Origin of the sequence: Bifidobacterium sp. M0399 (assembly GCF_016100595.1) — a bacterium.
Lineage (GTDB): Bacteria > Actinomycetota > Actinomycetes > Actinomycetales > Bifidobacteriaceae > Bombiscardovia > Bombiscardovia polysaccharolytica.
On sequence record NZ_JACFSD010000001.1, the window covers coordinates 231,623 to 250,306 of the forward strand.

General features: G+C 57.5%; 14 protein-coding genes, 1 other RNA gene and 1 riboswitch. Of the genes, 6 read left to right on the forward strand and 9 right to left on the reverse strand.

The features are described from left to right. Window positions 1-36 precede the first annotated feature (36 nt). Window positions 37-2,355, reverse strand: a complete 2,319-nt coding sequence (locus H3V09_RS00770; RefSeq protein ID WP_198199018.1) for a beta-L-arabinofuranosidase domain-containing protein — start codon at window positions 2,353-2,355, stop codon at window positions 37-39. Window positions 2,356-2,813: 458 nt separating this feature from the next. On the opposite strand from H3V09_RS00770, the gene H3V09_RS00775 reads away from it, so the two are divergent. Then, on the forward strand, window positions 2,814-4,379 hold the full coding sequence (locus H3V09_RS00775) for an oligopeptide:H+ symporter (protein WP_198190616.1): 1,566 nt from the start codon (window positions 2,814-2,816) through the stop codon (window positions 4,377-4,379). 216 nt (window positions 4,380-4,595) lie between these two features. On the opposite strand, the gene H3V09_RS00780 is transcribed toward H3V09_RS00775, so the two are convergent. Both H3V09_RS00780 and H3V09_RS00785 read right to left on the reverse strand, forming a co-directional pair. Beyond that, the gene (locus tag H3V09_RS00780) at window positions 4,596-5,114 is read right to left on the reverse strand and encodes a GNAT family N-acetyltransferase (RefSeq protein ID WP_198190617.1); all 519 of its coding nucleotides are present in this window, start codon (window positions 5,112-5,114) and stop codon (window positions 4,596-4,598) included. Between the two features lie 68 nt (window positions 5,115-5,182). Next, complete coding sequence (locus tag H3V09_RS00785) at window positions 5,183-5,500, reverse strand: DMT family transporter (protein ID WP_198190618.1); 318 nt, start codon at window positions 5,498-5,500, stop codon at window positions 5,183-5,185. Window positions 5,501-5,508: 8 nt separating this feature from the next. Next, window positions 5,509-5,572: riboswitch (guanidine-III (ykkC-III) riboswitch) on the reverse strand. 308 nt (window positions 5,573-5,880) lie between these two features. On the opposite strand from H3V09_RS00785, the gene H3V09_RS00790 reads away from it, so the two are divergent. Beyond that, window positions 5,881-7,215 carry an FtsX-like permease family protein gene (locus tag H3V09_RS00790; RefSeq protein WP_198199019.1) on the forward strand — a complete coding sequence of 445 codons (1,335 nt, stop codon included), beginning with the start codon at window positions 5,881-5,883 and terminating at the stop codon, window positions 7,213-7,215. 323 nt (window positions 7,216-7,538) lie between these two features. On the opposite strand, the gene H3V09_RS00795 is transcribed toward H3V09_RS00790, so the two are convergent. The 5 genes from H3V09_RS00795 to H3V09_RS00815 all read right to left on the reverse strand — a co-directional run bounded on the left by H3V09_RS00795 (window position 7,539) and on the right by H3V09_RS00815 (window position 11,135). Further along, window positions 7,539-7,817, reverse strand: a complete 279-nt coding sequence (locus tag H3V09_RS00795) for a type II toxin-antitoxin system RelE/ParE family toxin (RefSeq protein ID WP_198190620.1) — start codon at window positions 7,815-7,817, stop codon at window positions 7,539-7,541. Further along, on the reverse strand, window positions 7,810-8,064 hold the full coding sequence (locus H3V09_RS00800) for a type II toxin-antitoxin system RelB/DinJ family antitoxin (protein WP_198190621.1): 255 nt from the start codon (window positions 8,062-8,064) through the stop codon (window positions 7,810-7,812). Before H3V09_RS00800 ends, H3V09_RS00795 begins: the two co-directional genes overlap by 8 nt. Window positions 8,065-8,304: 240 nt before the next feature. Then, window positions 8,305-8,703: a transfer-messenger RNA gene (ssrA, locus tag H3V09_RS00805) on the reverse strand. Between the two features lie 265 nt (window positions 8,704-8,968). Continuing rightward, window positions 8,969-9,868, reverse strand: coding sequence for a carbohydrate kinase family protein (locus tag H3V09_RS00810; RefSeq protein WP_198190622.1), 900 nt, complete (start codon window positions 9,866-9,868; stop codon window positions 8,969-8,971). Continuing rightward, a complete protein-coding gene (locus tag H3V09_RS00815; RefSeq protein ID WP_198190623.1) occupies window positions 9,858-11,135 on the reverse strand; it encodes an ROK family transcriptional regulator in 1,278 nt (425 codons plus the stop codon). The genes H3V09_RS00810 and H3V09_RS00815 overlap by 11 nt, the downstream gene beginning before the upstream one ends. A gap of 409 nt (window positions 11,136-11,544) precedes the next feature. Between H3V09_RS00815 and H3V09_RS00820 the strand changes: the two genes are divergently transcribed. Both H3V09_RS00820 and xylA read left to right on the forward strand, forming a co-directional pair. Further along, a complete protein-coding gene (locus tag H3V09_RS00820) occupies window positions 11,545-13,551 on the forward strand; it encodes a glycoside hydrolase family 20 zincin-like fold domain-containing protein (protein WP_198190624.1) in 2,007 nt (668 codons plus the stop codon). Window positions 13,552-14,001: 450 nt separating this feature from the next. Continuing rightward, window positions 14,002-15,345, forward strand: coding sequence for a xylose isomerase (gene xylA / locus H3V09_RS00825; protein WP_198190625.1), 1,344 nt, complete (start codon window positions 14,002-14,004; stop codon window positions 15,343-15,345). Window positions 15,346-15,404: 59 nt separating this feature from the next. On the opposite strand, the gene H3V09_RS00830 is transcribed toward xylA, so the two are convergent. Next, window positions 15,405-16,394 (reverse strand): carbohydrate kinase family protein, encoded by a 990-nt coding sequence (locus tag H3V09_RS00830; protein ID WP_198190626.1) that lies wholly within the window; start codon window positions 16,392-16,394, stop codon window positions 15,405-15,407. 76 nt (window positions 16,395-16,470) lie between these two features. Between H3V09_RS00830 and H3V09_RS00835 the strand changes: the two genes are divergently transcribed. Both H3V09_RS00835 and H3V09_RS00840 read left to right on the forward strand, forming a co-directional pair. After that, a complete protein-coding gene (locus H3V09_RS00835; protein WP_198190627.1) occupies window positions 16,471-17,244 on the forward strand; it encodes a DeoR/GlpR family DNA-binding transcription regulator in 774 nt (257 codons plus the stop codon). Beyond that, the gene (locus tag H3V09_RS00840; protein WP_121913706.1) at window positions 17,241-18,602 is read left to right on the forward strand and encodes a 6-phospho-beta-glucosidase; all 1,362 of its coding nucleotides are present in this window, start codon (window positions 17,241-17,243) and stop codon (window positions 18,600-18,602) included. Before H3V09_RS00835 ends, H3V09_RS00840 begins: the two co-directional genes overlap by 4 nt. Window positions 18,603-18,684: the final 82 nt, after the last annotated feature.

The window sequence follows — 18,684 nt, forward strand, 5'->3', positions numbered from 1 at the left end:
CCTCCCTGTAGCTGAAACCTTGGCCTTGGGACGCGGTCAGTGGCTGGCCACTTCGACGTAGGCATGATATGGCTGGTTTTCGTCAATGGTCCAGAGGGGGACGAATTCCAGGCCGCTGTCCCGGTGACGGAAGACCAGCTTCTCGCCCTGGCGCTCGAAGGCGGACCCAGGATCCTTCCGGTCGATGTTAAGGCTCTGCATATCGGTGCTGGGGCTCAAGGCGGCAAGCACGTAGGGTCCCCAGGCCACGGCAGCCAAGGCGGGTCTGTCCGGGGTGCCGATCAACCGGATGGTCGGGTCGAATGTCAGCGTAATGGTGGTTCCTGACCAGGAATTCAGACCGCAGGCGCTCGCATCAAGGACCGCTACAGCTGGGTCGGTGCCCATGAGAGCCTGGGACACCGGGGTTCCGTCGATGTCTATGTGGACCCTGCCGCGGGTCCAGGCGGGAATGCGAAGGGCCAGGCGCGGTCTGTCCAGGGCTTCTATGGTGATGGTTACCTTCTCGGGGTGGCGGTCGTCCACGTCCACGCTCAGCGCCATCTTCTGGTCGATGTCGTTCAGGCTGCAGGGCAGATACTGCTCGATCCACAGGGTCTTCTCATCTGTGTAGAAGGCTCCGTCGGCGTAGTAGAAGTGCGATTCCAGGCCGGTGCCGTGGCAGCAGCTGTTCTCCTCATCAAACTCCTTGCGACCGCCCGGCTGGGTGGGGAAGAAGTAGAGACTGCCGCCCTGGGGCACATGGTCGGTGCTGGCGGCGATGTGGTTGAGTGTGGTCAGCTCGGTGTAGTCTGCATACTCCTGATCCGGGTCGAATGAGAACAGGAGCGCTGACAGCTTGAGCAGGTTGTAGGAGGCGCAGGACTCGGCGGTGTTGTCCTTGAGCAGGGCGCCAATCACGTCGGGCTGCTGGAACATCTCGCCCTGCCCGGAGCCGCCCATGGCGTAGATGTGATGACCCATGACCGACTTGAGGAAGAATTCCGCCTGCTGCAGGTAGTAGGGCAGACCGGTCTGGCGGAAGAGCTCCACCGAGCCGATGACCTGGGGGATGTGCTGGTTGCCATGCAGTCCGCCCAAGGCATCCACCTTCTGACGCATGGGAACCATGAGGCGGTCGTTGTCGAAGAGCCGGGCGGCATCCAGGTGCTCCTTACGGCCGGTGATGGCATACAGATGGGCCAGAGACTCGTTCATGCCGCCAAACTCGCCGGCGATGTACATGCTCCACATGTTCTGGAGCTGCTCATGGGGGAGCCGGTGGACGCGGTCATAAACCCAGTCACCCAGGTCCGAGGCCACACGCAGAGCCGTTTCATTGCCCGCGAAGTGGTAGGCGTCGATCAGCCCGGCCAGGATCTTGTGCAGGGTGTAGTAGGGCGCCCAGATGGTGGGGTAGGGCGCATACTGCTCCAGCTTGTCGAACTGACTCTCGTCGTAGGCCGACAGGAAGCCCGGCTTGGTGGTCCCGCTCTTTGCGAAGGCGGCCTGGACCTCAGCCAGCCCGTCGACCAGATAGGTCAGCTTGGTCCGAATGTCCTCGTCGCCGGTGGCGGCATATCCCAGGGCATATGCGGACAGAACATGCCCGGTGGTGTGGCCGCGCAGGTTGGAGTCCGGAGCGTCCCAGCCGATCATGGGCTTGGCTCCCTTGGTGTCCAGGTGGGCGGCCCGGCGGAACTCCACCAGGAGCTGATCGTCGTCCAGAGTCTTCAGGAAAGCTATCCGTCGGCGCTGGTTGCCTGCCAGCATGCCATCACCGGTCAGCCGCACCCGGGAGATGGGCACGCGGCGGACCTTAGGGCTCGAATCTACTGGTTGTTCGGGGTCTTCATCGATCACCAGAACCTTGCATTGCACACGGATGTCGCTGCCGTCGATGGATCCTTGGAAATCGTGCTCGCCGGTCTGTTCGTCCCGCTGCTCAACGCCTTCGTCCCAGTTGACCCGCTGGGAGACCTTCTGCCCGTCTTTGGTCAGCACGGCCGTGAACATGGGCAGATAGTAGGTGGCGCCCTTGCGCGCCTTGATCTCGATGGGGTAGACCTTGCGCACTTCGATCTTGTTGGGCATCTGCAGCACGGTCACATCGAAGTTGCGCTGCGCCTTGGCGCCGCCCTTGGTGACGGTCGCGGTCAAGGTTACATTCCGGTCGCCTCGACCATATTCGGGTTGATTGACCTTGCCTTGAGGGTTCACCCATCGATCGTCGCTGCTGGCCCATTCGATGGTGGTTCCCTCCACCCCCTCGGTCGGTAGTTTCAGGTCGAAGTCCACGGTGCCTGTGTTGCCGATGTAGATCTGACGGGCCGCCTCGTCAACGCAGTCCTGATCAGTGTGCATGGATGATGTCATGATGAATTACCTACTTCCTCCGTTGCCAGGCGGATTCTGGCCGGTCATGGTTTCCGTCGGGTCGTCTCCGATCCGTCGGCGCCGCTCTGCCCCGACGCCTTCGTGCGCCTTACCTCATCAGTCTATGGACGGAAGCCCGACCAGGAAGGTGGGGGAAATCGTCGAATGGGTGGACAATCTTGTGCCTTTGGCTTGGAGTTGTTCTGGTTAGCTTCTATTTCTTCCCAATCCTTGCAATGGCGGGCTTTCTGAGCAAGGAACGACCTGCCCGGGAAGCCTTGTCCGGTAGCGGCCAGGTGGCATTACCGAGAAATATCCACCTTTTTCCGCTCTCTTTGCACCTACGCCCGACGGGATGAGGATTTACGGTTCAGAGTGGAACAGCCTGTGGTTCCACGCAGAGCAAAGGGGTGCCCGCACAACGAGGGTAGGCACCAGTGAGAAGCGAGGAGAAACGTATGGCAACACCAACGGAAAACGGCGGCGAACAACCGGACATTGTGGTCGATGAATCCGGCCTCAAGGTTGACCGACGACAGGAGGAGGAGCTGAACCAGCTGAGAGCGGACCGCTCCTTCTTCGGCTACCCCAAGGGCATCGGTGCCCTGGCAGCCGGCAATTTCTTCAATTCGATCTGTTGGGCCTCTTATGGGGCCGTGACGATCTACTACCTTTATAAGCCTTGGACCCAGGGTCTGGGATTCAGCCAGGGGGAGGCAGCACAGCTTATAGCCATCGTTGCGGCCATCAATTCCATGTTCGGCATCGTGGGCAGCTGGCTGGCGGATAGGGTGTTCGGTGCGCGCAAGGCCCTTGTCATCGGCAACATCGTCAAGGGACTGTCCTGCGGGCTGTTGGCCATTCCGGCATTCTCGATCGGTCAGGGCCGAGCCATGGCCATCGTGGGCATGATCCTCATGAACCTGCCCATCATGGGGGCATCGAACGCCTCGCTGACCGGCATGCTCTTCCACCGCAAGGACAACCGTCGTGACGGCGCTTTCGCCATTCACGCCATTGCCAACAACATCGCCGGGTTCATCACCCCAATCATCTCTGCTCAGCTCGGTCTGCTCAACTATCATTACGGATTCGCCATCGGAGCAGTAGCCGCGCTGATTTACGCCGCCATCATCGGCGTGCCGGGCAATCGTTTCTTCGGTTCGCTGGGCTCCAAGCCCTCACGCCCGCTCAACAGCCAGGAGCGTAAACGCTACGGATGGGGTGCCCTGGGTGTGCTGGTGGTAATCGGCCTGTTCATCGCCGTCCTTCTTGTCACCCACAAGATCAGCGTCAATGCGCTGGCCAATACGGTCAGCTCCTGCACCTTCGTGGTGGCCATCGCCTTCTTCTTGGTCATCTGGCGTTCCAAGAGGATCGTCGGTGTGGAGCGTCGTCGGCTCAAGGCCTTCGTACCCATCGTGATCATGCAGATTGTTGCAGGGGTGGATTACGCCATTCAGGGCACCACCCTGCTCATGTTCCTGGACCAGCGGATCAACAGAAAGTTCGGCAGTATTGAAATCGCGCCGGGCTCCTTCAACACTCTCGTGGGCATCATCGCCATGCTGGCCGGCATCTTCTTCAGCTGGTTCTGGCTGACCGACACGGGCAAGCGTTGGAAGTCCACCAACCGTCTCTGGTTCGGATTCGCTTTCTTCGGCATCTCTAATTTGCTGCTGATCGTTCCCACTGTGGTGCTCAATCCTCATACGGCTAGATATTCCGTGCTCTGGCTGCTGCTCTACTATGTGGTCTCCAACTTCGGCGGCTTCCCCTACGGCGTTGCAGCCAACTCGACTGTAGCGGCCATAGCCCCCAAGTCCTATGAGACACAGATGCAGACCGCTTTCACCCTGTCAGCTGCCATCGGCACGGCTATCATGCTGCTGGTTTATGGCAAACTGACCACCCTGGACCAGCAGCTGCCGTTGATGCTGATCATCGGCATCATTGAAATTGTCGTGGCTGTGGCGGTCATGCTCTTCCGAGGCAAGATCGACGCGACGGTCATGTCGGATTGAGCAACTGGTTCCCTGCCGGAGGATCGGTCTTCTGCAGGGAACCGTGATACATGACAGTTGTGTGTATGAATGACCTGCGCGTCTGGTGCTCGCGTCAGGGCCGATTGCCCTGATTCGGGCGTCAGACGCGCAAGTTTGTGCTTGGGGTTGGTGATGCCGGGTATCGCCGATTTCTAAAGCGGCACCCGGTGCCTCGTGTTTGCACAGAGGTAGCCATCAATTGACCGCTGCGGTCATAATCCAGTCGGTCTGAATGTCTGTGCCCAAGGTGAATGTGTGCTCGCCGGTCCGTTTGAAGCCCATGGCTTGGTAGAAACGTTGAGCGGGTTCATTGCGCTCCCATACGCCCAACCAGATTGTGCTCGGATCCCGGTTCCTGACTCGTTCGAAGGCCTGATTGACCAGCATGGTGCCCAGTCCCTGGCGTTTGAAGTCTGATAGAACGTATAGCCGCTCGATCTCCATGGAAGTATCACCGAACTGCTCCGTCTGGGCCTTCCCAATGTTGAGCTGCATGTAGGCTGCGGGAGTGCCGCCCACGCTGGCCAGCATAAAAACGGATTCGGGTTCAGACAGTTGCGACTTGACCAGTTCGGGGGAGAAGGAGTGCCGGAGGTAATCGTCCATGTTCTCCCGGCTGTTGTCGGCGGCGAAGGTGTCACGGAAGGTGATCATGCCCATGGAACGTATCAGCCCGGCATCATCCGAGGTGCATTGCCGTATTACTGCGGTCATGATGGCGACTCCTTTCCTCTTGAGTTTGTTTGTTGTTGGGATATATCTGTGTTGATGGGGCATTATGCTCAATTGACGATCTTGAGCCCGACCACGCAGGAGACCAAGCCGATGATGAGCAGAATTCGGGCAAGCGGAATTGGCTCTGATCCTGTAGCCATGGCGTAGAGGACAGTCAAGGCAGCTCCGATACCGACCCAGACCGCGTAGGCTGTACTGGTAGGGATGCTGTGCATGGCAAAGGCCAGACCAACCATGCTGAGAATCAATCCCACGATAAAAACGATGTCAGGGACGATTTTGGTAAAGCCTTGGGACTTGCTTAAGGCGGTGGCCCAGACCGATTCACAGATGCCGGCGAGTATGAGTACAATCCACGAGGACATGGTTCCCTTTCGGCAAGTCTTGTCGCTGTCCGGGTACTTGACCATCGTCCGGGAACCTGAATCAGATTCTGAGCATCAAAATAGCACGAGGGTAACACTCTGATACATGAATAAGCAGGTGGAGTGGCCAACGGTCCATTGTAAGAAGGAATCAGGGTTAGTTCAGGGTCGTTTCAGGGGTTTGCCGGATGCTGTCTCCCGCGCCGATCGGCTATTCATATAAATAGAGGGATCTGGCAGAGTGTATGCACGAGGATGTGGCAGGTGAATGAATCATGACTTGGGCCTTACGTGATCTGAAAGCCAATAGCGGCATTTGGGCTGGCGTCTTTATCGTTCTTGTGGTCACACAAACCTTGCTCTGTGCCATGAGTGTGAGCATGGGAGTCAACAGCTATTACCAAGGTCTGTCGGTCAAGACCAGGGATCCTGCTAAAAGCTTGGCTTCGGCTCTGAGTCTGGTCTTCCTCACGGTCATTGTGCTCGGCTGTCTGGTGATCAAGCAGACCCTGCAGGCATCAATTCGCCAACGTCGGCAGGGGCTGGCCCTTCTCTCGCTGCTGGGAGCTACGCCTAGGCAGGTCCTGGTGCTTACGCTTTTGCAGGTGATGATTTTGCTTCTGCCGGCCTCCCTTGTTGCCGTGGCTCTTTCACCTGCGCTGGCTGGAAGGATCCTCGATTGGTATTCCACCGGGATGCGAATGCCGGTACATTTCGCTTTTACCTGGCACAGGTTTCCCAGGTCTGCCCTGACTGGTCTTGCAGTGGGATTGGCCACGGCCGTCTTGGCGACCAGCCGGACATTGCGGGATTTGGGGAAGATGACACCAGTCCGCATGGTGCACCGTGCTGAGGAGAGCGAATCGGTTGAACGGCCGAGACATGGACGTGGTCTTGTATCCCTTTTTCTTGGGCTGGCCTTGCTGCTGTTGCCGTTGCCTGTCTTTGCCTATCTTTCGCACAGCGGCTCTGAGCCCTTGGATCCTAAGCAAGTCCAGGCGGACATAAGTGCCGTTGGAAGTGGACCGCTTTTCGCCATTCTCTTGCTTCTGATAGCCTTGGCTCGCGCTGGTGGGCAGGTTATAGGCAGGGCCACTCAACTCTGGACTGCTCTGGTGCCGTCATCGTCTGCCGTCTGGCGGATAGCGCGTTCACAGGCTGTGGTCAGAAGCAAAGACACGACATTCGGCTCAACGGTCATAGCGTTGACCGCCTGTATGTTTCTGGTCGGCGGTCTGCTGACTGCCGGAGGCACCAGTACCGTCGCCATGAACAAGGTGCCGGGAATACCGAGTGCCACAGCGGGCGGAACTTTGGAGTTGCTCTATGGTTTTTGGGCAGCGCTGCTGGTCGCCCTGGTCGGCGTGATCGCGGGGTTCGCCATCGCCGCTCGGGATCGTGACCTCGATCTGGCGCTCCTGTCAATCGCTGGGGCAAACCCGCAGCAGCTTACTGCTATATCCACATTGGACGGCACCATCGTGATGACTACAGGCATTATCATCGCAGCAGGCGGCACCGGACTGGTCGGACTAAGCACAGCTACGGTCTACTGGCCTCTTGTCCACACTTTGTCCATAGTCTTTCCTTGGCGGTTCTTCCTTATATGCGGGTTGCCGATCATCATTGTCGGGTCACTGGCGACCATGCTGACGGCGCGGCCTGCTTTGAAGCGCTCGCCCATAGCCATTTTGCAAGGTGTTATAGGCGAATGATCGGGAGTGAGCTTTAATTGTTGGATCCGCGATGTGTAATTGAGCGGTCTTGCCAAGCATTGATTTCGGCCATGGCTGTGTGTGGCATATTCATCAACGGGCAGTTTTCTGTGGGATTGGCCAACACAGGTCAATACGACAAATACATGCTGGACGCTCGAAGATGAGTATCGCCATTATGGCAAGTTATTCTTTAGGAGATCCTATGGACGGTTAACCTTTAACATAGGAGTAGATAAACAATTAGCGGTCAAATTTGTCTATCGAGTACAGTGAGTCGTGTGGGTCGGAACAAGGCTTGATTGCCGAGACTTTCACTTATGTCACAGTGTTTGGTCGTGGTTGCTGGTGGTCATCAAGGTAAGCACCATTCGATTCTTATCGCGCTTGTACACTAGGAGCCAGTCTGCGTCGACATGTAGTTCCTCGTATTCGGACCAGCGTCCTTTCAACTGGTGCTTTCGATATTTACGTTTAAGCAGTGCTGAATTGTAGTTAGCCAAATCGTCGAGCACTTGATCGAGCCTGCTTAAGTCGAAATGCTTCTTCTTGATTTTCTTGACATCACGCAGGAATTTTTGCGTATATGCAAACTCATACATGATGGATGATGTCTTTCATATTCTCTGCATCACCCACGTGAGTGACCGGTGAAGCCTCGGCTTCCTCCATTTCCCTGTCAAATTTGGAAAGTTGGGAGCGGAATGGAAGCCCTCCCTCGCGCAACGACTGAGAGAGGAACATGTTAATTGCCGTGCCGAGATCAAGGCCTAGGTCTTCGAAAAGCTGTGAGGCCCGACGTTTCATATCCTCGCTGGTGCGAATTTGAATTCTCGCTGTCTCTTTCATTGCTTTCGCCTGCTTCAATTGCTCAATTATTTGTCTTAGCTCCAAAATTATATCATTATTGCTCCGGATGGAGTTACCGTGGAGTCATTTAAACACTGCAAGTAAAGAAACGAGGATGGCCTGAGATTCATGAGTAAGGTTATTGACAATGTGATGCACAAAGTAATCCGGAAAGATGGATCCTTGAACTGTAAAACGGTATGACAAGGGCCAGCCAAGTTGCCTCGGCTGGCCCTTGTCTTGTGGAGCTGCGGGGAATTGAACCCCGGTCCGGTGACCGCACCCTCAGTCTTCTACGTGCGTAGTCTGCTGGCCTTTGTGGCTATCTGTCTGCCCCCACCTGTGTCGCAGACAACCGGTGGCGGGCATAGCCGCAGAAAAAGTCCCCGAACCGCCCTGTGGCGCGGCAGTCCAGGCAAGTCTTCTTAATGACGCTCAGCATCCCCCCGAAGGCGAAGGGGAGTGAACGGAGCAGCTGCTCACTGGTTAATCCTGGCGCGAAGCTCAGGCAGCGAGAGCGAACTCAGTGCGGTTAGATTTAGCACTTGTTGTTTGCGGGAGGACATTAACGAGCGGACCCCCGCGTTCTCGGCACGCTTCCCTGCGACGAACAGGTCACCGTCGAAACCGATCAGCCCCAATCTTGAATTATCAAGCTCTGCTGGTGCCATTGCGGACCAGCCTCGTCAGTATACAACAGATGGACGCTGTGGATATTCCCGCTTCTCTCTGGGCATTGTCTTGGATCCCGATCAAGCCGCAGAGCCCTGTCGACGCGTCGTGGCTCATTGGCATCTGGTCAATTCCCAATTCCGTAGATATAAGTAGATATAAGTTTGGTCCCGTCCTGTCGGAATTGACGGCTCGACCTGGCGGGACCACAGTCATGCTCAAGGACGGGGAGTCATTGGCCCTGCTGGCCCAGATAGTCGGGGATATGCTCAGGATATTCGGGCCAGGCGCCCTGCTGGGTGCAGACGAAAGCGGCGGTGTTGACCGCAGCCCGGTGGGCCTGAGTCAGGGAGGCACCCAGCAAGCGGTTGATGGCAAAGGTGCCGGAGAAGGCATCGCCGGCCCCGACCGTGTCAGCCACGGTGATTTTAGGCGTGGGCAGGTGTGAGGACTGGCCGTCCGCCAGATAGATCGTGCTGTAGTCGCTGCCGGCGGTCAGCACGATGGTGTCCAGATGCCACTGGTCCATGAACCAGCTGCAGAGCTCGTCGTCGGTGGCTCCAGGAATGTGGAACATGTCGCGCAGGGTGACCAGTTCCTCGTCGTTGAGCTTGAAAACCGTGGCCATGTCCAGCAGTTCCTGGATCAAATCCTTGCTGTAGAAGGTGCCGCGCAGGTTGATGTCGAAGAAGCGCATGGCATGGCTCTTAGTGTGGCGCAGGACCTGCAGGCAGGTTTCGCGGGACCCACTGCTGCGCATGCTCAACGTGCCATAGCAGACGGCGTCGGCCTTGCTGGCCAGCCCGGCCAGGTCGTCTGTGTATTCCAGATGATCCCAGGCCACATCAGGCTTGAAGACGTACTGGGGGATGCCCTCGGTCAGCTGGACCTCGACGGTGCTGGTGGGGTGGTCGTTGTGCTGTAGGAAGGCATCGACACCGGCCTTCTGGACCGCCTCCTCAAGCTCCCGGCCCAGGTCGTCGCGTCCTACGGCGCTGAAGGCATAGCCTTCCGCCCCGTTCTTTGCGGCATGGTAACTGAAGTTGACCGGTGCTCCACCGGCCCGCTTGCCTGTTGGCAGGACGTCCCAGAGGATCTCGCCGATGCTGAGGACCACGGGTTTACTGGTCATGGTGTTCCTTTCCTGACGACGGGCGATGTGCCCGCCTTGTGTTTGCTGTTTTCACAGTTGTGCGGCTCATGCTGGCCGGGTGCTCCAAAAATTGGCTGGCCGCCACCGCAGCGGCTCCGGTCAGTGTGGCATCGGCTGGAAGACGGGAGAGCAGAATCTGCGTGTGCTCGCGCAAGCCGGGCAGGGCGCGTTGGGATACTATGGTGCGAACTCGTTCCAGCAGGCGGGGACCAGCGGTGGCCACCATGTCTCCGATGATGATTTGAGCAGGGTTGTAGGCGTTGACGATGGTCACGCAGCCATAGCCTACGTAGTCGGCTATTTGATCCACTAAGGTCTGGGCGACTCGCTGGCCCGAGCGGGCCTGTTCGAACAGACTTGTGCAGGCCTTGGCATGGGTCATGGCCTCGACTCCAGGGAAGTGATCCCGCATATCCGGCTGGCACATGCGGCGGTGGATGGCTACCGCCGAGCAGTAGCATTCCAGGCAGCCGCGGTTGCCGCACTCGCATGGCAGGCCATTCAGGTCGATGCTGACGTGTCCGATCTCGGTGGCCGCTCCCTGGTTGCCGTCCACCAGGGCACCTCTGTCGATGACTCCCAGTCCAACGCCTTCACCCACCAAGAAGTAGGCCATGCTGGATGCGCTCACTCGGGTGTCGAACAGGCTTTGGGCCAGCGCGCCAGCTCGTGCATCCTGCTCGATGAAGGTGGGTACACGGAAGGCCTGGCCGAATTCGTGAATAAAGTCCACGCCACGCCAGCCGGGCATGCTGGTGACCAGGGCGATGCGGCCGGTCTCGCGCAGGTAGGGACCCGGCACGGCCATGCCCACGGCCACGATGGCGGGGTTTGTCTCCAGACGTCTTCTCACTCGGGCTCTGACTTCAGTTACTGTGCCGGGGATGTTATCGGGATCGACGGGAGGCAGCACCTCCGAGTCCAGGAGATGGCCGCTGATGTCGAACAGTCCGATGCTGACCAAACTGCGGGCGAACTTGACTCCGATGACCTGGTAGCGGTCGGCGTTCAGAGCCAGGCCGATGGATCGACGGCCGCCCTCTGAGTCCATGCTTCCGGTCTCGCTGATTAGGCCCAAGCTGATTAGGCGGGCCACCAGCTTGCCTACGGCCGCCGGCGTCAGGTTGAGGTCCCGTGCCATCTGGGCTCGTGAACTGGTGCCGTGCTGATGCAGATATTGGACGATGCGTGACTGATTGAGTTCGGAGAGGGCCTTTGGTGTGCTGGCGTATGGACTGCCGCGCATGTCGACCTCCTCCTTGAGTAGTACAGTCTCACGATCTTCTCGCACTTTATGAACAACGTTTATATATTAACACTGTTTATTATCCTTGCACAAACTTTCAAAGTTGTTCAAGGTTTCTTGGCAAGACAATTCCGTCGTTGGCCGCTTCATCACAGCAAAGAAGTTCATCAGCCTCTATTTCTTCACCAGTGCGATGGATAGTAGATTCTTGCAGGTTCGCAGTCCTAAGCGAGCTGCTTGTGCGGTGGATATCTGGCTCTGCCGGTGCCCATTCGCCCTAAACACCGGAATCTCTTCTCGTCTCCGGCGTATGGGTAGACTGATGAAGTGGCCATCGCTGGCCATGGCTGGAGCATGTCAAGGACGCGGTCGTCAGTGGCATCAGCCTGTTACAGGAAAGGTATGGATCATGAGTCTTGATAATGGTATCGACGCCGTCGCCGATCCGTCGATGGAGCGACCGTTGGCCTTGATTCCTCGGCCGCTTCACATGCAAAGGGATCGCGGTCAGCTGCTGTTGCCAGTGGCGGGCAGAATTGTCTGCGGTTCAGCAGTTGACCAGGAGCTGGGTTCCGTCCTGAGCGACCAGTTGGCAGGTACCATCAAGCAGGCTACGGGGATGGTCTGGGATCATTCGCGAGGGGGGGCTTGGACTGGAGCAATCAGTCTGGACCTGGACCAAAAACTTGGTCCTCAAGAGTATCTTCTGCGCATCGCCGATCAAGGGGAGCGCCGCCCGATTGTGGATGTCCGCGGCGGCGACGGTCAGGGACTGCGATGGGGGGTACAGACCCTCCGCCAGGTCATCATGCAATGCGGTTCGGTGCTTCCCGCCTTGCACATTCAGGACCGCCCCGCCTATCCAACGCGCATCTACAGTCTGGATGTGACCCGCGGTCGGGTGCCCACCATGGAATGGCTGCGGCACTGGGCGGACATATTGGCCCTGTATAAGTTCAATCAGCTGCAGCTCTACATTGAGCACACCATGGCTTTCCCGGGCATGAGCGAGGCCTGGAGGGGCACAAGCCCTCTGGAACCCGGGCAGATCACCGACTTCGATGATTATTGCGCCCGCCTGGGCATCGAGTTGGTGCCTTCGATTTCCACCTTCGGCCACCATTACACCAGCCTTCGCACTCGCGGATTCAGGGATCTGGGCGAGTTTCCCGAGCAGGCGGACCGGCCCTACTCTTTTATAGAGCGCCAGGAGCATCACACCATCAATGTCAACCATCCGCAGGCCCTGGCATTCTCCACTGGGCTGATTGACGCCTATGCGCCGCTTATGCGTACGCGTAACTTCAATATCGGCGGAGACGAGACCTTCGATCTGGGCAAGGGGCGTTCGCGGCAGGATGGTTCCAGCAAGGATCCTGCTGACATGTATGCCGATTATCTGATCAGCCTGTGCGATCACCTGCATGCGCAGGGCCGCCATCCCATGTTCTGGGGCGATGTCGCCGTGTCCATGCCCAGAATCTTGGACAGGCTACCCAAGGACTGCACGCTGCTCAACTGGCTCTATGATCCGCAGGTAGGGCCGGACAAGGTTGCCCTTGTAGCTTCGACGGGGGCCCGGCAGGTAGTCTGCTCGGCCGTTCACGCCTGGAATCTTCTCCTTCCCGGAATCGACAATGCATGGAAGAACATCAGCCGACTGAGTCAATATGGGATCCAGTACGGTGCCGTTGGAGCCATGGTCACCGACTGGGGTGATTACGGGCACATCAACGACCCGCGCATGAGCTTGCCTGGCATGGCCTACGCCGCGCAGTGCTTCTGGAACCCCAATGACGATGATCGAGACCGGGTGGACAGGGATCTGGGCCTGTTGGTCTATGGGGATGCGACGGGCGACTATCTGCCGGCACTGATCCAAGCTGGCTCCAGTGCGGTCTTCGGCTGGGACGACATGGTGCGTTACTGGGAGCTTGATGACGGACATGGGGGCCTCAACCAGGATGTGGCCTCTACATTGCCGGGCGCAGGCGTGCCTGCACTGGATTCGTCTGCCGATCTCGACGAAGCTCGCCGGAGCCTGCTTAAGGCTTTGCGCATTCGTCTTGAGCAGGTGGATCAGCGTGACGCTCTGCTGGTCGACGCGGCTGTACGCATGGGCAGGGCGGCCGCCGGATGCCGGGCTGATGCGCGCAGAACTTTGCAGGCTCAGTTGATGGCTGTCCATGGTCAACGCCTATTTAACGCACTGGGTCGTAGTCTGGCCGTTCGCTATGGCGTTCTGCCTGGAGCTCCGGATGCAGAAGGTGATCGGGGCCTGGCTGATGCTTTTGAGATCTGGTTTGAGTCTTACGCTACGGTCTGGCGTCAGGTCAGTCGGGAATCGGAGTTGGGACGGATTGCCTCTGTGATTTGGGGCTTCGCCGACATTCTTCGGAAGGGGCCGAACTCCTGATCGGATCGATTGCGAGTTCATATCGAAAGGCAGGAAGAGCGCGAGAATGATCATCAATGAGTAGAGCATGGCTCTGCGGCATTTTGGACGTTTCTTGCACGGAGTCTTAGGATTGCATAAATCTCGAGCCAGGAAAATGGTCTGTGCCCCGCCTGACGGTTTCAAGCTTTGGCCGGTTTTATGCCAAGCTTGAAACCGACAGGATAGTTGTCCTATCAAGACGCGTTCGGTCTCGTCGTCGGGTACTTGTTGAGCACTGGGTCTTATACGGCGAAGGAGCTTCCCGAAATCAGCTGAGTGGTACCAGGGGTAGTGATACCGCTTCTATATAATTCAACGAATTGACAAAATCGATTCATCCCTCTACTCTTGTTGCTCAGGAGGCAGGAATTTGTTTCCTCCCCTGTGAACGCTGTAAAGGCAAATGCAATAGGCAAAGGAGCATTTCGGATGGGTTTGTGGGATGTTGACAAAATCGAATATGTGGGTCGCCAGGGCGTCAAGGAAGGCCTGGGCTTCCGTTACTACGACAAGAACAAGGTGGTGGCCGGCAAGCCCATGAAGGACTGGCTGCGTTTCGCCGTGGCCTGGTGGCACACCTTCAACCAGGGTCTGGTGGATCCCTTCGGTGATCCCACCGCTCAGAGGCCCTACTACCGCTATACCGATCCCATGGATCAGGCGCTGGCCAAGGTGGATTACGCCTTCGAGCTCTTCACCAAACTGGGAGTTGAGTTCTTCTGCTTCCACGACCGTGACCTGGCTCCCGAGGGCGACACTCTGCGCGAGACCGATGCCAATCTTGACAAGGTGATCGACCGCATCGAGGCCGCCATGAAGGACACGGGCGTCAAGCTACTATGGAACACCTCGTCGCTCTTCACCAACCCTCGTTTCGAGGCCGGTGCCGGTACCTCGCCTTTCGCTGATATCTATGCATATTCGGCAGGCCAGCTCAAGCACAGCCTGGAGATCGGCAAGCGGCTCGGTGCCGAGAACTACGTCTTCTGGGGCGGTCGTGAGGGCTACGAATCCCTTTGGAACACCCGGATGAAGGAAGAACAGGACCATATGGCCGCCCTCTTCCACATGTGCGTGGACTACGCCAAGGAGATCGGCTTCGACGCGCAGTTCCTGATCGAACCCAAGCCCAAGGAGCCTACACTCCACCAGTACGATTACGACGCGGCCACTACGATCAACTTTCTGCGTACCTATGACTTGCAGGATAACTTCAAGCTCAACATCGAGGGCAACCACGCAAACCTGGCCATGCACACCTATCAGCATGAGGTCCGCGTGGCCCGAGAGGGCGGCTTCCTGGGATCCCTGGATGCCAACCAGGGCGACAAGCTGATCGGCTGGGACATGGACGAGTTCCCCTCAGACCTCTACGATGCCACCGCCGTCATGTGGGAGGTCCTGGCCAATGGAAGCATCGGGCCCCGCGGCGGTTTGAACTTCGATGCCAAGCCGCGCCGTTCCTCCTTCCTGCCTGAGGACCTCTTCAGGACCCACATCGTAGGCATGGACACCTATGCCGCCGGTCTGCTGGTCGCTGCCAAGATGCATGAGGACGGCTACATCGAGCAACTGCAGCAGGAGCGCTACTCCTCCTTCGAATCCGGCATCGGCGCCACTGTTGACGACGGCACGGCCACGCTGGCCTCCCTGGAGGAGTACAGCCTTGACAAGCCACAGGCCGAACTGATCGCCGCCGACAAGTCCGACCATCTTGAAGTGGTCAAGGCCACCATCAACAACTACATCGTCGAGGCTCTGGCCCAGGCCTGAGCATAAGAACATTCTGTTTTCGTCCCCGTGCGGTGCTGCTGGCACCGCACGGGGACGAATCATTTATTGAGACCGTGCGCTTGCAGGTTCTCGATGAGCCAGGACCAGTCGTAAGGGCCTTCACAACGTTGGATAAATTCGAGAATAGTGGGAATGTCGGGTGCGCTAAGGGCGCCTCCCGGGGTCTGCACTGAGTAGGCGGATGCCGCGGTTGCCAACTCCATGCAATGGCGCAATGGCCATGACCATGTAAAGGCTGTCATTAAAGCGGCTGCAAAAATGTCGCCGGCACCGGTGGGATCCTTTGCTTCCACGGAAGGGGCCGGGACTTCGATGAAGCCGGTCGGGTCAGAGGCAGAAGATCCCAGGCCGCCGCGCGTGATGACAGCCGTTGATACAAATTCACGTAGCATTTTCAGAGCACCTGCTGTCGTTTTCTGACCAGTGAAGTGTCTTGCTTCGGTTTCATTCATCAGCAGGACATCGACTCCTCTGGCGGATTCGAGGATCTGTCTAGGCCAGCGGCCGGAGGAATCCCAGCCGACGCCGCCGAATATGATCGTGCCCTGGTCTCGTAGGGGCTGTGACCAGGTGGGCAATCCTTCAGAGAGGCTGACGAAGAGCGTTCTGGTCAGTTTGCCGGTAGGCCAATCCAGGGCAAGTGCTGAATGGTCATAGGTGACAAATGCGCGATCATTGCCAGTGCTGATAGCCACTGAGACCGGATTGCGGTATGCCGCGCTGGTGGTGCACAGATCAAGATTGAGATGGTCAACCTTTTGGAGAGTTTTGAACAATAAAGTCGACAATTGATCGTGTCCGCGGTTGGTGAGCAGACCGGATTCGGATCCAAGTCTTGCGGCAGCCACGGCCCTGTTGGCTGCACCTCCCGGGGAGATGGTCAGGTTGCCGGCCATTACTTCGGTCCCAGGCTGTGGGAAATCAACATCCGAAAAAACCAGATCCAGGTAAGTTTTCCCGGCAATCACTACGTCGAAGATTTTCGGACTGGCCTTATCGATCATCGTTTGATTGTTGATTCTGCTCATGTTTGCTCATTCTAGATAGAAACACTCAAAATGAGCAAACTTTGTCAAATCCTGTCATTTCATGTATGGTGAAGTCATGCTTTTGGATGAACGCCGTCAACGGATTCTCGATCAGCTGGCCGAGCATGGACAGTCAGTCAAGGACTTGTCACATGGTCTTGGGGTCAGTGAATCCACTATCAGAAGGGACCTCACATTCCTGGAGCAGGATGGCCGCCTCAAGCGCAAATATGGTGGTGCGATGCTGACCCAGGGCAATAGGGCCGACATCACTGACTCTGGCAAGCAGGACCGCGTCGTCGAGGCGACTGATGCGCAGATGCAACTTTGGGAACGCATGGCCAAGGCTGCTGCTGACATGGTTCAGGACGGCTCGGTCATCATCTTGGATGTAGCCCCTGAAGCGGCTTTGATTGCACGCAATCTGCGCGGACACAAGGTGACCATCATCACATCGAATCTGGCCGTACTTGATCAGGTTCGTAATGATGAAGCAGTTGATCTGGTGCTCATAGGCGGTGCGTTGCGGCATCATCATAACAGTTTGGTTGGCCCGCTGGCTGAACGGATGATCGCCGATGTTGCAGCTGACTTGATGTTTCTTTGTTGTACCGGTGTGCGGGGGAATGCCGTGGTGGACAACATGGCCGTCGAAGCCCCGATACGTCAGGGTTTCATAAAGGCGTCCCAGCAAACAGTCCTGCTTGCGGATGAATCCAAATTCCCTGGAACCGGAAGTTTCAAACTGTGCTCATTGGCTGATTTGGATGCTCTCGTCACGACTTCGGGGACCGGGAAGGGAATACAAGACAGCTTTGCCAAGGAAGGCAAGAAGGTGGTGGTCGTATGAAATTAACGATTCTTGGTGGCGGAGGCTTCCGTACGCCGTTCATCTGGCAGGCATTGATCAGGGATCAAGGCGAACCGCGCGTGGATGAGCTGGCTCTGTATGACACAAGCCAGTCGCGTATGGATACAATGGTGAACATTATGCGTGTCCAGGCCCAGGGCTTCGGTCACAAGCCTAGAATCCGCACATACACGGAGCTTGAGCCGGCCCTGAGCGGTGCCGATTTTATTTTTGCTGCGATTCGTGAGGGAGGTCTCCAGGCCAGATGCTGCGATGAACATGTGGCTTTGGATCTGGGCCTGCTTGGTCAGGAAACCACTGGGCCCGGCGGGCTCGCATACGCCATGCGCACTGTGCCGGTTATGCTGCGGATGGCCCGTATGGCTGCCAGGGTCTGCCCTGACGCATACTTTTTGAACTTCACCAACCCAGCTGGCATCATTACCGAGGCATTGCAAAGCGTATTGGGTGATCGTGTGGTCGGCATATGTGACACGCCATCCGGATTGGGCAGAAGAATAGCTGCGGCTTTGGGCCATGATCCAGAGGATGTCAGCATGGATTATGTCGGCCTCAACCATCTGGGTTGGATGCGAAGAGTGCTGGTCGGCGATCATGATCTGCTGCCGGACCTGCTTGCCGATGAGGAGAAGCTGTCGGGGCTGGAGGAGGCCAAGGTCTTCGATCCGGACTGGTTGCGGCAGATGGGGATGATACCCAATGAATATCTCTTCTACTACTACTGCGATAGAGATGCCGTCCGTCGTATCATGGAGTCTCCCATGACCCGCGGCGACTTTCTACTCAAGACCCAGACGCGTTTCTACAAACAAGCAGCCACGGCCGGGAACGAAGCCGACCGTATCTGGACTGATGCCTTGCAGGAACGTGGAGCCAGTTATATGGCTGAGGCTCTGGGAGGTGTACAAGGTGCCCCCACCAGCAACCGCAAGGAGGAGTTCGATCCTGCCCATTTGGGTTATGCAGGAGTGGCTCTGGGCGTTATGAATGCAATCAGTCGACATGAGCGTCGGGTCATGATTCTCAATGTGCGCAACAGGGGAACAATAGCTAGCCTACCCAATGATGCCGTTGTCGAGGTTCCCTCGCTTGTGGACTCTCACGGAATCCATCCTCTGAATGTGGGAGAGCAGCCCACAATGGACCAGATCGGCCTTATGCAACAGGTGCGTCAGTCGGAAAGGCATGCGGTTCGGGCTGGGATCGAGGGATCCTCCCATGAGGCTTTGCTGGCTTTCGCCTTGCATCCTCTCGTGCAGTCCGTTCCGTTGGCCAGAAAGCTGCTGGCCGGATATCGTCGTGAAATTCCTGAGATCAATGCCCTTTTCGAGAAATGAGGATAAAAATGACCAACCAGTCTTCGGCCCGGGGCTAAACGGGTCGGTACGCGGACAGGGATTTTTGCATCCCTCATGTGAC